The sequence below is a fragment of the Rhizobium sp. USDA 3886 genome, assembly GCF_056279785.1.
The window spans coordinates 68605-82496 of the sequence record NZ_JBWCDC010000003.1 but is presented as its reverse complement, the minus strand read 5'-3'; the positions used below and the strand labels follow the sequence as shown (position 1 = coordinate 82496).

Sequence of the window (13892 nt, the reverse complement as noted above, 5' to 3'; positions counted from 1 at the left end):
ACAAAGGAGAACAGCAATGAACTGGAAATGCCTAACCCTCACCATCGCATTTGCCGGCATGGCGGCCGCTTTGCCCGCACAAGCAGATCAGCTCGACAACATCATGTCGGCGAAAACCCTGCGTTGCGCGACCTTTGCCGACGTTCCTCCCTTCGCTTCACCCGATCCGAAGACCCGCGAAATGGCCGGTTTCGACGTCGATCTCTGCGGCGTCATCGCCAAGGAATTGGGCGTAAGGGCTGAAATCAAGCCGGTTTCGGTCGAGGCGCGCGTGCCCGAGGTCAGGCTCGGCCGCGTCGACATCACCGTTGCCAACCTTGCCTATACTCTGAGCCGCGCCGAGCAGATCCAGTTCAGCGATCCCTATTATCTCGCCAAGGAAATGCTGATCGTACCGGCGGACGATCCCGGCAAGAAGAAGGCCGATTACGCCGGCCAGCGCATCGCTTCGACCAAGGGTTCGACCTCCGAGATGTCGATCAAGCTCAACAAATCCGACCCGCTGACGTTCCAGGATACTGCCTCGGCCTATCTCGCCGTCCAGCAGGGCAAGGCGCGCGGCATGGTGGCCAACACCATGACGACGACCAAGTTCGTCAATGAATCGAAGAGCAAGGGCAAGGAAATGCGGATGATCGAGGAGCCGATGCTGTTCCAGCCGATTGGCATCGGCATGGCCAAGGATCAGCCGGCGCTGACCGCCAAGATCAACGAGATCCTTCGCAAGCTCGACGCATCGGGCGACATCAACAAGATCTGGGACAAGTGGCTCGGCCCGGATACCGAATACAAAATGACGCGCACCGATAAGGTCGCAACCCTCTCGGAGCTGAAATTCGACCCGATCCCGTAGGCCGCCCGGCCTCGGTGCCATCCGATGACAATGTCCAAACGAATTCAGACGGCGGGGCATGCCCGCTGTCGGCCGACGATGGGAGGCATCCATGATTCATATAAAAGATATCGCTGAACGGCCGAGCAAAGCCGATATCGACGCCGTTTCCAAATTTTCGCCCGCGACGATCCACGAAGCCCAAGGGCGGCGCGGAGCCCTTTCCTCCCGCCTCAAGCCCGTGGACTACCGCATGAAACTGTGCGGTCCGGCCTTTACGGTGAAATGCGCGCCGCGTGACAACATCATGCTGCAGCTCGCCATCAACTACGCAAGGCCGGGCGATATCATCGTGGTATCGGCCGGCGAGTACGAAGAGGCCGGATCCTTCGGCGATGTCCTCGCCAATGCCTGCCTTGCAAAGGGCATCGGCGGCCTCGTGACCGACACGGGCGTGCGCGACACGCTTCAGCTGAGGGAGCTTGGCTTCCCGGTCTTCTCGCTTAGCGTCTCCATCAAGGGGACGGTGAAGGAAACCATTGCGGCGGTGAACGACCCGATCATCGTCGGCGGCGAGATCATCAATCCCGGCGACATCGTCGCAGGAGATGCCGACGGCCTGGTGGTCATCCGCAGGCAGGAAGCGCAGGAAGTCGCCAGGCTCTCGCAGGCTCGCGAAGATGCTGAGGCCGGCTATATCGCGGCATATAAGCAGGGGACGTCGGTCATCGAGGTCAGCAATCTGGAACCGGTGCTGAAAGCGAAGGGCCTTGTCGTCGACATTTGACGTGACGCCGTAAGCTTGATTGGTTGAGCGCCACGAGCCGAAGAACATAGGCTGGCATTGCTGCGTTATGGGAGCATGGAAATGGAACCGAACGATACCGCCCCCTCAAAACCGCGTGTCGGCGCCACGGCCGACCTGCCTCACGATCGCGTCACGGTGCAGCGTTTTCGCGAGTCTTTCCCACGCGCGCGCCGGAGCGACAGTCTGAAGGCTTGGTTCGTGCCCGGCCGCACCGCCGAAAGGCGCATCGGTCGTTGGCTGGCTGAGATGGAAGCAGAGGCCGACGCTTTTGCCGATGAAAAGGGCAGGGATGCTTTCGCATTCGACCCGATCGAAAGCCGCTATCTCGAAGCAGCGCCTTCGGCCTTTCAGGTCAGGACGCCATACTCGCGCACTGTCGTGAACGAAATTCGAGAGATCCCCTTTGCGCGCTGGGACGCGGATCGTCGACTTTGGACAGTGCCTTATCGAGCGTTCGACGAACTGCGCTCAGAAAAGATCGCCTTCAATCGCGGGCTACTGTGTTGCCTTCGGCTCGGCGCCGGAAGCACCGGAGGCCGTTCTCAGCTTGTCGGAAACGAAGACGAAGAATCCAAAGGGCAAGAAAGGCGCGCCGCCTGCGCAAAGGCCATGCCATCCGCGAATAATCAGCTCGCTTGAGCTTTGTATACGACATCTTTCCGAACCGAAACGACTCCCTTTACCGCGCGAAGCGCATCGAGTGCGTCAGGATTGACACTCCCGTTGACAATCATAAAGCGCTCATGGCTTTGCACCTGTTCGAGGCCTTGCGACTTCAAGTCATCGACGACCTCGCCTAGACTGCGGGCCTCGCTTTTGTCGATTCGAATGGTAACTCCAATTTTATCGGTCGTCATACCTCACCGCTTCCTCTTGCCTGGAGCAGACCCTTACCAACATCCCTGGCAGGGGAAGATAGTGGCTTCGTAAGCTGAATCAAGCGCGCCCACAGCGCCCATCCGCGAAACGTCGGATCAGACTGAGCAATTAGAGCCGCAACGCCAGCAACATGTGGGGTCGCCATGCTGGTGCCATTCCACCGATCATAGTTGTCATCAGGCAAGCTCGAAAGTATGTCGACGCCAGGAGCGGCAATGTCTACTTCCTGGCCGGGATTCAAACCGCCACACGAGAACGACGCTGGCGCAAAGGAGCGATCCACGGCACCAACCCCGAGGATCGTGGACGCGTTCGCCGGAGAGCCGACGGGCGCAATATGCTGAGGACGTGAACTTTCGTTCCCAGCGGCGGCAACGACTAAAGCTCCCGCGTCTAAACAAACCCGCCCAATTTGCTCGTAATCGTCGCTCGGCGAATCTCCAACTTGCGCCGCAGCTCCTAGCGACATCGAAATAACCTGGCAACCTTCATCCAGCGCCCATTCCATGCCCGCAATAATCGACCGGTCAGTACCGAAGCCGTCGTCGCCTAGCACCTTTCCAGCGTAAATTTCCGCTTCGTAGGCGATACCGTAGCGCGGGCCGGTGGCCGGTCGCAATGGACCGCATGCCGTACCGATGCAATGGGTTCCGTGACCGTGCACGTCTCTTTCGGAACTACGCGTTGCAAAGAGCTTCTTAGTGATCAAACGGCCGACAAAATCCTGATGAGTTTCGTCAAATCCGGTATCCAGCACTGCCACCTTGATGCCGGCCCCGCTTAGGTCACTTTCGATAACCTTGACAGCCTGCAGTCCCCAAGTGTTGCTCGTCTCGTCAAAGGCAGCCCGGGCCATAACTCCCTCTGCCCCCTTTCTGCCCAGCAAGCGATCGACCAGCTCGTTGACAGCGTCACGATACCCGAGCAGGTAGTCACTGTCCAAAGGAGTTGCAAAGCCGCCCACGGTTCCCTGTGCGAGGTCCAGTCGCTTCGACAGTGGGCCGCCGAGGGCACGATAGGATCGCTCTGGCCGAACCGCACTTACGACCTTCTGCTGCATGGCATTTTGCAGCATCGGCTTCAGCTTCTCGCCGTCCCGGCGCACAATCGCGATCCCGAAACGCTCGAAGTATTGAACATCAGCGCCATCGAAATCATTTGGCACCGCGGCGGCGCTTCGAAAGTCCTTGGACGAAGCGACACGGAATCCGCCTTTTTCAAGTTGCTGTACACCCTCGCTCTTTGTTTTGGGTGTAAATCGCACCACCATGCCAAGACCCGATGTGCCGTCGCCTTGTGCGTTAACCCGGCCTCGCGTTGATTTCGCCATAGTACAATTCCCCCTCTTTCACGTTTTCAAAGACGATACGCAATGACAAAACTCGCAAGCTGGACGCGGCAATCCGTTAGTCGAGCCGACACTCGAGTTCGGGGCAGTGGGCGGCCCTGCAGTTAGATCGAAGCGGATTGATTAGGTGGTTATCTCCGCTGACTGCCGCGAGACCGCAAAGCTTCGCCGACCGAAAATTGGAGCATTCGGCAAAGAAGAATAAGTTGTACCTTGTAGATCGATTTCGGGATGTAGTTCCCATAGACGAAATCTCGGCGGCAAATATACATATTATTGTTGAGTTAGCAAGTAAAAGTTCCAGCGAGCGGTTCGCCCGCATTTCATTGCCTTTCAGGTGAAGTATACTTTTGCATCTCCTCCCCGTTGGATTTCCTCGTTATTTTGTGCCCGAGGAAACTCAGTCCGATGATCGATACTGCAGTGCGATAATGGAAGTTTCATTTTTAGAAAGCCGAATTATGCCCGCGAAAAATCGCCAGCGATGCCGGAAATGGCACCCTTACAACGAGGCTCCGGCGAGGGCAGGAACTGTTCTCGCCGCTTTGGAAACCTGGCAAGGTCGATGTGCTCCTTTTGGGGAATCGTGTAGCAGTCTTAGATCAAGTTCGACGCGGTGAGACGGCGAATGAATCAACCGGGTATACGAGGCTGCAACAAGGCGAGTTGCGCTGAATCCGGACACACACTGACTTAGTTTACGGTTAGTTTACCAACTTTAAGGCGAGAAATAACCCTATATGATTAATTGACTTCGCCTTCTAGCTGTACGAATTATCCCGCGGGCTGGAAAACGGAGGGTGTTGCCAATGGCAATCGTTTTTCAATCGCACGGGGGTACAGAGAAAAAGCGCGCCGTTCCAAGGCCGAGCCTTCGGGCCGCGCCGCCAGCGACGGGTGACGTCGCGGTCGATGAAGAGGCTGACTTCGGCTATTTCGTACCGCCACTAGATGCGCCCGAGAACTACTTGCCAAACACGGCGGAGACGATTGGAGAGCTCGATGAGCTCGGCGCACTGTTGATCGACGTCGTCGCCACGCCGACGAGCGAGGATCCGACGGAAGATTCCACGCTCCCGCCGGTTTTCACCTATTGGGGACAATTCCTGGATCACGAGCTGACGGCCCGAACCGATCGTGAAGGGGCGATTTCGAGCATGGTCAACGCACACCCGCCTGTCGCCTCGTCGACAGTGGAGAGCCAGTTCAGGAATGCCCGCTCGCCCCGCTTCGATCTCGACAGTGTCTACGGCGGATCTGCCGTCGGCGAGGGGTTAGGTGCAGACGTTGTCAAAGTGATTTCTGGTCTTCGCCACCCCACGCTGAAGGACAAAATGCGTGTCGGAACAGCCATCGAACCGGGGCCTTTGCCCGACAGCCTCGACCAACATCGAGACCTGCCTCGCTATGGTCAGGTCCAGTCGTCTGTCCGGGAAGCGGCTTTACGTCTGGCTCAGGCCGCGATGACTCCTGAGGCGTTTCAGAAATTCTCCGATACGTTGCCCCAGCGCGCGATAATCGGGGATAATCGCAACGACGAAAATCTCGTCGTCGCGCAGTTCCATCTGAGTTTTCTTCGGTTCCATAACAAGGCCATCGACTATCTTGCGTCGCACGACACGGGCTGGATCGCCGATTTCAGCTCGGCGCAGGCTCTGACAAGACTTCATTACCAATGGTTGATTGTCGAAGGATACCTCAAGGGCGTTTGCGATCCGGTTGTGGTGGACCGCGTCGTCAAGGATCGGGCGTCTCATTTCTTCAAGTTCAGAGCCGAGTTTGATGCCCGAAGGCAGAATACTCGCCTTGGAAATGCTCTGCCATTGGAGTTCTCGGCGGCAGCTTATCGGTTCGGTCATTCCATGGTCAGAGCGTTCTACGACTACAACAAGATCTTTGGGCGGCCGGGCACAGGTTTTCTACCGCGTGCGACCTTGCAGTTGCTTTTCGAATTCACTGGAGGCGGCGGCAGGCTGGATACCGAGAAGAAGCTGCCCAAGAACTGGATCATCGACTGGACACGCTTTACGGGCGTCGATCCCCATGATGGGAGCGACGGAGAACCGGCCCGTTTCGCCAGGAAGATCGATACCGAACTCGCCCCGCCATTGCACACGATGTTCAAGGAAGGGGAAGACCAGGCCGACCAACAACTCAAAGAGTTGTTCAAAAACCTGGCAAGGAGGAACCTTCGTAGAGGCTACAATCTCAGGCTCCCGACGGGCCAGGCTCTGCACAAGCATCTCAAGCAAATTGGTGCAGTGGAGTCGTCGCCGATCCAGGATGTCTCAGCGCTGTTCGCCACGAAGCCCGATCTGCAGAACTTCCTCGCCGGAACCACATCGCGCTTCCACGAGCGCGCACCGCTATGGTTCTACATTCTTGCTGAAGCCGAGGCTGCCGGTGGAAATCGATTGGGTGAAGTTGGGAGCTGTCTCGTGGCGTTGACCTTCGTGGGCGTGCTGCTTGCGGATCCGGACTCGGCCCTTTCGCGCGGGTTCACGCCCGATCAGAGCCCCCTTACGATGCCGGACAACTCGCCGATCGACTCGATCGCCAAGTGGATGCGGTTCGCGGCCGTCATGCAGTAGTGGCGCGTAAGACTGCTGCCTCGCCGCACTGCGGCGGGGCAAAGCGACATGCGTGCAGCCTCAAGATCGTTGGTGCTGCTTCTTGCGTTTGATGAGGGTCTTAAGCCCATCGAAATCCTGCGATAACAACGGTCACGCTTCCTATAGGGTCCAGGTGTCCCGCAAGCATAGATGGACGTCCTTGCAGGCGGAAAGCAAACAATCGCCGACCAAAAACAGCGTCATTGCTTATGGAAACGCTGCCGAACCGTTCGAATGCTGAGATCTGCCGACACCCAACCGCTATCGCGTCATCCTACAACTATTTTCAAAGCTGCGTGGTCTCACCTAGCCGCTCGCTCGGGGAGCGGGCGTCGACGGAGCGCCACCTGTTCGAGTGACGGCGGGATGTATGCCGACCCCTCCAGCAAGCCCACGTCTTCTCCCGGTGGTACAATTTCATCGATCCGGTCAAGAATTTCATCGTCAAGGGATACCTCAACACCAGCAAGAAGGCCTTCAAGTTGCTCGGGAGTACGCGGTCCAATGATAGCTGACGATAGAGCCGGATGCGAAACGACGAAGGCGAGGGCCATATGCATCAGCAAGATGCCTGCTCCATCGGCAAGCGCTATGAGCTGTTCGACCTTGTCGAGGGTCTGTTGGTCAGTCATTGCCTTCTGGAAGAACTTTGCTCGCAGGGTGTCCGGCGTTGGCTCACCTTTTCGATACTTACCTGTGAGCATTCCTTTGGCGAGCGGGCTCCATGCCATGACGCCCATCCCGTAACGCTGGCAGGTTGGCAGCACCTCGCGCTCGATTGAACGATTAAGGATCGAGTAGGGCGGCTGCTCCGTGCGGAATCGTGCAAGCCCTCGGCGCTCGGCCACCCATTGCGCCTCGACAATGTCCGACGCCGGGAAAGTTGACCCTCCGATGGCGCGAACCTTACCCGCACGCATCAGGTCAGTTAACACCGAAAGCGTTTCCTCGATGTCGGTGTCAGGGACGGGGCGATGGAGCTGGTAAAGGTCAATATAGTCAGTCTGAAGTCGGCGCAGCGAGTCCTCCACTGCTTGCGTCACCCAGCGCCGCGAACCACCACGCCGGTTCGGATCGTCGCCCATCGGGCCGAAAACCTTGGTGGCGAGAACAACATCGTCGCGCCTTCCCTTCAGTGCTTTCCCGACGATCACTTCAGAGTCGCCATCACTGTATCGGTCGGCGGTATCGATGAAGTTTATGCCCGCATCAAGTGCTCTGTGGATCATGCGGGCGCACTCATCGTGGTCGTTGTTGGCCATCTTCCCGAACATCATCGCGCCTAGACAATAGGAGCTGACCTTGATGCCAGTACGGCCGAGAGTGCGATAGAGCATGTTCATTTTCCTTGTGCTTACGATTGCAACGTTCCAGCAGGCGCGATATAGAGTGTAATCGGAACATTCGTCCGTTTATACGGAACATTGTTCCGTTTTGCAATAGGTATAGTCGACCGATGAAGTCAGACGAACAAAAGAACGAGTCTAGCAGCGCGACCCATCCGGCAGTGCGGGCCGATGCGAGGCGCAATTTCGACGCACTGCTTCAAGCTGCAATGGCTGTCTTCAGCGAGCTGGGCGTTGATGCGCCGATGCGAACTATCGCAGACAGAGCAGGGGTTGGTGTTGGCACGCTCTATCGCCATTTCCCCGAACGCTCTGACCTCATCAAGGCATTGATCAAACGCGACGTTCTTGCTCAGGCGGACGCTGCGGCGGCTTACGCAGAAGAGCTTGAGCCAGCAGAGGCACTCGCAAAATGGATGACGCGTCTTGTTGATTTCATCTCCACGAAAAAAGCCTTGGGTCCAGCGCTACATTCAGGCGACCCCGCCTACCAGGCACTTCCGGAGTTTGTTCTTGGCCAGTTCACACCAGTGCTTCGACGGCTGCTCGATGCTGCCGCAGCCTCAGGAGCGATCAGGAATGACGTAAACGCAAGCGACCTGCTGAACGCCGGACTACGTCTCGCCACACCGTCGAGTGACGGTGACACAGAGCAGCCGAGGCGCATGGTGTCACTGCTCACGGACGGTCTACGCCACCGACCAAATCCAAAGAGTTAGCATCACAGCGGAATACCTACGAAGCCCGCTTCTATCAGTTGCCCGTCCAGAGGATCTCTGCTTAGGAAGTCCCTTTCAGCAGTGGCGTTTCTGCCAATGTTATCACCATGTGCTCGATAAAGGCGCGGACGCGGTGAGGCAGTGGGCCGCCGCCCACATAGACGGCATGAACCAGTTCCAGGTCGCCTGGATTCTGATCTTCGAGCAGTGGGATAAGTCGTCCCGCCGCGATCTCATCCGCGACATGAAACAGACCAAGCCGGGCGATACCGACGCCGGCCAGCACCATCTGTTTCATCGTTTCGCCGTTGTTCACCACGATGCTGCCTTTGACCGGTTGTGCCACCTCTCGGCCTTCGCAGTGAAACGGCCACGACGGCCTTGCACGTCGGAAGTTGAAGGTCAGGCAGTCGTGATGTTCCAGGTCGGCAGGTGTTTCTGGCCGTCCTCTGCGTTCCAGATAGGAAGGTGCAGCACAGACCACGCGCCGGCTCTGCCCCAGCTTGCGGGCGATCAGCCCGCTGTCGGGCAGGTTGCCCATGCGGATGGCGACATCGGTCTTTTCCGCCACCAGATCGACAATGCCGTCAGTGAAGCTGAGATCGACGATCAGATTGGGATTATGCGCAATGAAATCCGGCATTGCCGGCACGATGAACATCGTGCCGAATGGTATCGTTGTGTTGACCCGTAATCGCCCACGGACGGCACCTCCCGCGGCCTCCTGATCCGCATCGTTCAGTTCCTGCAGAATCCGAAGGGCTGCATGGTGATAGGCCTCGCCTTCTTCCGTTAGCGTGAGAGCGCGAGTAGTTCGCACCAGAAGGCGTGTGCCAAGCCGTGCTTCAAGGCGGGCGATCAATTTGCTGACTGCCGATGGCGTGAGGTCAAGGTTGCGCGCGGCGGCGGAGAAGCCCCCATCCTGAACCACGCGGGCAAACACTTCCATCTCGCCCGAGCGTTCCATCAGGATACGCGGCATTGATGATCCTCATTCACAGGTGCATGTCTCCCACACGCAATAGTTCCTGTGGTTCTTAAATCATAAATTGTCGGCAGCAACAACCTGGAGACACGACATGGACCTGCGACTCACTGGCAAGACTGCCCTAGTTACCGGAGCCACAGCCGGCATTGGCCTCGAAATCGCCCGCACTCTCGCTGCCGAAGGTGCACGCGTTGTCATCACAGGACGCGACCGTGCCAAGCTCGATAGCGCGGTCGCTGCCGTTAAGGCATCCGGCGGATCGGACATCGCTGGCGTTCTGGCGGACGCCGCCAGCGCCGAGGGTGCCGCGATCATCGCAAGGGCTGAGGCTTCGGTCGATATACTCGTCAACAATCTCGGCATCTACGAGAGCAAGGCATTCGGCGACATCAGCGATGCCGATTGGAGCCATCTGTTCGACGTCAATGTCATGAGCGGCGTGCGCCTGTCACGGACCTATCTCCCCGGCATGCTGGAGCGCAACTGGGGCCGCATTATTTTCATTTCCAGTGAGTCGGGCCTCGCCATTCCGCAGGACATGATCCACTACGCGACGACCAAGACCGCGCAACTCTCGGTTTCGCGCGGATTGGCGCAACTGACCCGCGGGACCAATGTCACGGTCAATTCCGTGCTGCCGGGGCCGACCCGCTCGGAAGGCATTGAGGCTTTCCTGCGCAGTCAGGCAAGCGACCCGTCCGCGCCGATCAAAGAGGTCGAGGCCGAATTCTTCGCGACAGCCCGCTCGGCTTCGATCCTCCAGCGCATGGTGGAAGCGGAGGAGGTGGCAAACCTGGTCGCCTATCTCGCCAGCCCCCGCTCATCCGCGACCAACGGCGCTGCCCTTCGCGCCGAAGGCGGCCTCGTCAACACCATCGCCTGACTAAGGTCTTACCCATGTCAAACACACCTCTGACAATTATCGCCATCACCACGGCTAAGCCCGGCAAGCAAGCAGCCCTCGGTGCCGCCCAGGAAAAGCTGGTCGCAGAGACTCTGGCTGAAGACGGCTGCCTTCGTTACGAACTGCACCAGTCGCTCGATGAAGGACGCGTCCGCATCTTCGTCGAAACTTGGGCAAGCGAGGTCCAATGGCGCGCCCATATGCAGGGCGCTGCCATGCAGCGCTTTCAGGCGAGCGGCGTGGGCGAATATTTCGCCGACTTCACCTGCACCGGCTGACCAAGGTCGCCGGCTGATAAGCGGTTGCCTTTTCATTCCCAATCGGATTTTCGTACATTCGGAGATAAACCATGAAACTTCTGCGCAGCCTCACCATCACACTTGTGCTTGGTGCCAGCACCATCTGTGCCTATGCCGGAAACGTGCTGATCGTCTTGTCCGATTCCGACCGCCTCGACCTGAAGGACGGAAAGGTATTCGAGACCGGCTTCTACCTTAATGAACTGATGCAGCCGGTGAAGGCGCTGCTCGACGCCGGCCACGACATTACCTTCGCCACCCCGAAAGGGACCGCTCCATCCGTCGACAGGACGTCCATCGACAAGATGTATTTTGGCGGTGACGAGGCCGCAATGAAAGCCAGCGAAACACAACTTTCGGACCTGGGCCTCTTGTCGAGCGAGAAGTCGCCGGTCATCAGCCTCGCACGGGTCGAGCAGGTCGGTTACGACCATTTCGACGCGGTCTACGTCCCCGGCGGTCACGCACCTATGCAGGATCTTCTGGTGAGTTCCGAACTCGGCAACCTGCTCACCTATTTCCATGAAAACGGCAAGACGACCGCGCTCGCCTGCCATGGCCCGATCGCGTTGCTGTCTACGCTGGCAGACGCGAAGGGCTTCGTCACGAAGTTCGAGACGGCGGGAACGGCCAACGCGCAAACCGACTGGATCTATGCCGGCTACAGGCTGACCGTTTTCAGCAACCAGGAAGAGGAAATGGCGAAGGGGTTGCTGAGCGGCGGCGAAATGAAGTTCTATCCACAGGACGCGCTCACCCAAGCAGGGGGGCAATTCAGTCAGGCCGAGGCACCGTTCGTCGGGCACGTCGTGGTGGATCGCGAGCTGATCACGGGTCAGAACCCTGCGTCTGCTCCGGCCGTGGCCCAGGAGCTGCTGAGCCGACTGAAGTAGCGTTCGCCGAAAGTTTTGTGATGATGCTCCTATGGGCGTCATCATTTCGGGGTCGGGCCGGAAGGCCCGAAGTTTTCAGCCCCTCCCGATCTGAACGTCCACTATTTCCGACGGCCCGACACCGTCATGGAACGTTCGGCCCAAAGCTGTCGGCATCCGAAACGCTTCATAGAAGGGACATTCGGCCAACGTCGGCGGCTGGATCCGGCTGCCAGATCGAAAAGCGGGCGCCGACGGCGAAATTCGACTCCGTGCTTTTTGTGTAGACGCCGGCAATATCCCAGAAAGTTCGCCGCCCGCCTAAGGTAATCCATTGGCTAAGTTGTTCCCGAGCGGTTTGTTTTGCGCCACTCTTCGTACTCTCCGCGGGCATCGTCATGCAGCGGATAGTAGCGCTGCAACGACCCGCCCCCCATAAGCTTCACTCGCGAGAACTCCTCCCAATCGTGATGCTTTTGCGATTCTTCGATTACCTTTGAGGCCATTGCGACTGGAAGCACCACCACCCCGTCATCGTCGGCGACGATGATGTCTCCGGGGATTACCGTGACACCGCCGCAGGCAATCGGAACGTTGACGGCGTTGGGATAGATGCCAGTCTGCACATGATAGTTGGGCGTCCAGCCGCGCAGCCATAGAGGGAGATCTAGCTTCTCGACATTTGGCCGATCGCGCATGCACCCATCGATCACGATGCCAGCGCCGCCTCTGCCTTTGAAATACGTCGACATCATATCGCCGAAGACGCCCGAGCTCATGTCGCCGCGCGCGTCGACCACGACCACATCGCCCTCCTGCACGTGATAAAGCACATGGCGGTGCAACTGCGTCTCCGGATCTGCATATTCTCCCTCGGTGAAGAGGTCCGGCCGCTGCGGCATGAATTGAAGCGTCAGGGCCGGCCCGACGATCGACTTTCCGCGATTCTGCGGAACGGGACCGACCATGTGCGGATTGCGGAAGCCCATGTGGCCAAGCGTGCCGGAAACCGTCGCGGCGCCGATTTCCTTCAGTGCGTCGATCAGCTCTTTGGGCGGTCGCGTAATGTCGGGCGTATGCATCATTCTAGGCTCCGGTGGATGAAACTACCAGTTTGTGACAGAACCGTCGCGGCGCTTCAGGTGAGGCGCTTCCCAGAAACGAAAGCTCTCCGCCTCGACCGCCTCTTCGTTGACCTCGACGCCGAGCCCTGGCAGATCGCTGACCGGATAGTCGGGGCCGTCGAGCCGTGGTTGCACGGGGAAGAAGTCGTAATTGTCGAAGCCCAGTTTTGCTTCGGGCGCCCTGGTCTCGAGCCAAGCGAAATTCGGTACCGCGGCGGCGAGATGGATGGTCGCGGCCGTGCAGACTGGGCCAAGGGGATTGTGCGGCATCAGGTCCACATAGTGCGCCTCGCTCCAGCCAGCCACCTTCATCGCTTCAGTGAGCCCGCCAACATTGCAAACATCGAGCCGGTTGAACTGATGGATGCCGCGCTCGATGTAGGGCAGGAATTGCCACTTGCTGGCAAATTCCTCGCCGATGGCGAACGGGATGTCGGTCATCGTGCGCAGGGATTCGTAGGCCTCGGGTGTCTCGTCTCGTATCGGCTCCTCGAGGAAATCAAGCACGCCGCGGCCGAGCTTGTTACAGAAGCTCGCCGCCTCTGCCACCGACAGCCGATGATGATAGTCGATCCCGAGGACGACCTCGTCGCCCAGCGCCTCGCGCGCCTTGTTCAGCATAGTTGCGGTCGCGCCGATCGACTCCCGCGGCTCAAAGATGTCCTTGCTGTTTTGCCCGATGGGAAAGAAGCGGATCGCCTGCCACCCTTGTTCGCGTAGTTCGCGGGCTCGTTCGATGGCAACCTCGCCCTCGGCCTCGTCACCCGTCGAGGCGAAGGTAGGAATTCGGTCGCGCTGCTTGCCGCCCAACAGTTCGTAGGCCGGCACCCCCAGCGCCTTGCCTTTGATGTCGTGAAGGGCAATGTCGATGGCGGAAATCGCCGCCTGCAGAACGCGCCCGCCTTCGAAGTATTGGCTGCGATAAACTTCTTGCCAGATCCGACCAATCTGCATCGGGTCGCGGCCGATGAGAAACTCGCGATAGTGCTCGATCGCGCCGGCCACGGCCTTCTCGCGACCGCTCAAGCCGCTCTCGCCCCAGCCGAAGATGCCATTGTCGGTCTCGACCTTGACCAGCATCTGGTTGCGCGTTCCTACCCATACTGGATAGGGCTTGATCGCCGTGATTTCAAGCTTCGTAATCATCCACGCCCTCGTTTC

General features: G+C 58.6%; 12 protein-coding genes and 2 pseudogenes. 8 read left to right on the top strand and 6 right to left on the bottom strand.

The window, feature by feature from the left end; translation table 11 throughout:
- Positions 1-16: 16 nt before the first annotated feature.
- The 3 genes and pseudogenes from ACZ9BX_RS23170 to ACZ9BX_RS23160 all read left to right on the top strand — a co-directional run.
- The gene (locus tag ACZ9BX_RS23170) at positions 17-853 is read left to right on the top strand and encodes an ABC transporter substrate-binding protein (protein ID WP_132566919.1); all 837 of its coding nucleotides are present in this window, start codon (positions 17-19) and stop codon (positions 851-853) included.
- Positions 854-944: 91 nt separating this feature from the next.
- Entirely contained in the window at positions 945-1619 is a 675-nt protein-coding gene (locus ACZ9BX_RS23165; RefSeq protein ID WP_476220369.1) for a 4-carboxy-4-hydroxy-2-oxoadipate aldolase/oxaloacetate decarboxylase, read from the top strand.
- Positions 1620-1694: 75 nt separating this feature from the next.
- A pseudogene (locus tag ACZ9BX_RS23160) lies at positions 1695-2108 on the top strand (hypothetical protein); the annotation flags it as partial.
- A 158-nt stretch (positions 2109-2266) separates the two neighbouring features.
- Here the strand turns inward: ACZ9BX_RS23160 and ACZ9BX_RS23155 are convergent.
- Together ACZ9BX_RS23155 and ACZ9BX_RS23150 are read right to left on the bottom strand one after the other, a co-directional pair.
- The gene (locus tag ACZ9BX_RS23155) at positions 2267-2497 is read right to left on the bottom strand and encodes a hypothetical protein (protein ID WP_476220367.1); all 231 of its coding nucleotides are present in this window, start codon (positions 2495-2497) and stop codon (positions 2267-2269) included.
- A complete protein-coding gene (locus ACZ9BX_RS23150) occupies positions 2494-3849 on the bottom strand; it encodes a S8 family peptidase (protein WP_476220365.1) in 1356 nt (451 codons plus the stop codon). The genes ACZ9BX_RS23155 and ACZ9BX_RS23150 overlap by 4 nt, the downstream gene beginning before the upstream one ends.
- 827 nt (positions 3850-4676) lie before the next feature.
- On the opposite strand from ACZ9BX_RS23150, the gene ACZ9BX_RS23145 reads away from it, so the two are divergent.
- The gene (locus ACZ9BX_RS23145) at positions 4677-6458 is read left to right on the top strand and encodes a peroxidase family protein (RefSeq protein ID WP_476220364.1); all 1782 of its coding nucleotides are present in this window, start codon (positions 4677-4679) and stop codon (positions 6456-6458) included.
- A gap of 323 nt (positions 6459-6781) precedes the next feature.
- Here the strand turns inward: ACZ9BX_RS23145 and ACZ9BX_RS23140 are convergent, their stop codons facing one another.
- A complete protein-coding gene (locus ACZ9BX_RS23140; protein ID WP_476220362.1) occupies positions 6782-7816 on the bottom strand; it encodes an aldo/keto reductase in 1035 nt (344 codons plus the stop codon).
- A 119-nt stretch (positions 7817-7935) separates the two neighbouring features.
- Here ACZ9BX_RS23140 and ACZ9BX_RS23135 point away from each other — a divergent pair, with 119 nt between their 5' ends.
- Positions 7936-8544 (top strand): TetR/AcrR family transcriptional regulator, encoded by a 609-nt coding sequence (locus tag ACZ9BX_RS23135; protein ID WP_476220361.1) that lies wholly within the window; start codon positions 7936-7938, stop codon positions 8542-8544.
- A 61-nt stretch (positions 8545-8605) separates the two neighbouring features.
- Here ACZ9BX_RS23135 and ACZ9BX_RS23130 read toward each other — a convergent pair whose 3' ends face one another.
- Positions 8606-9526, bottom strand: a complete 921-nt coding sequence (locus ACZ9BX_RS23130) for a LysR family transcriptional regulator (protein ID WP_027508964.1) — start codon at positions 9524-9526, stop codon at positions 8606-8608.
- Positions 9527-9623: 97 nt separating this feature from the next.
- Between ACZ9BX_RS23130 and ACZ9BX_RS23125 the strand changes: the two genes are divergently transcribed.
- The 3 genes and pseudogenes from ACZ9BX_RS23125 (at position 9624) to ACZ9BX_RS23115 (ending at position 11628) form a co-directional block, all read left to right on the top strand.
- Positions 9624-10415, top strand: coding sequence for an SDR family NAD(P)-dependent oxidoreductase (locus ACZ9BX_RS23125; RefSeq protein ID WP_476220359.1), 792 nt, complete (start codon positions 9624-9626; stop codon positions 10413-10415).
- 14 nt (positions 10416-10429) lie between these two features.
- Positions 10430-10731: pseudogene (locus tag ACZ9BX_RS23120) on the top strand (putative quinol monooxygenase).
- A 54-nt stretch (positions 10732-10785) separates the two neighbouring features.
- Complete coding sequence (locus tag ACZ9BX_RS23115) at positions 10786-11628, top strand: type 1 glutamine amidotransferase domain-containing protein (RefSeq protein WP_476220357.1); 843 nt, start codon at positions 10786-10788, stop codon at positions 11626-11628.
- A 317-nt stretch (positions 11629-11945) separates the two neighbouring features.
- Here the strand turns inward: ACZ9BX_RS23115 and ACZ9BX_RS23110 are convergent, their stop codons facing one another.
- Both ACZ9BX_RS23110 and ACZ9BX_RS23105 read right to left on the bottom strand, forming a co-directional pair.
- Positions 11946-12692: a ribonuclease activity regulator RraA gene (locus tag ACZ9BX_RS23110; protein ID WP_132566904.1), complete on the bottom strand. Its 747-nt coding sequence runs from the start codon at positions 12690-12692 to the stop codon at positions 11946-11948.
- A 21-nt stretch (positions 12693-12713) separates the two neighbouring features.
- Positions 12714-13877, bottom strand: a complete 1164-nt coding sequence (locus tag ACZ9BX_RS23105; protein WP_476220355.1) for a mandelate racemase/muconate lactonizing enzyme family protein — start codon at positions 13875-13877, stop codon at positions 12714-12716.
- Positions 13878-13892: the final 15 nt, after the last annotated feature.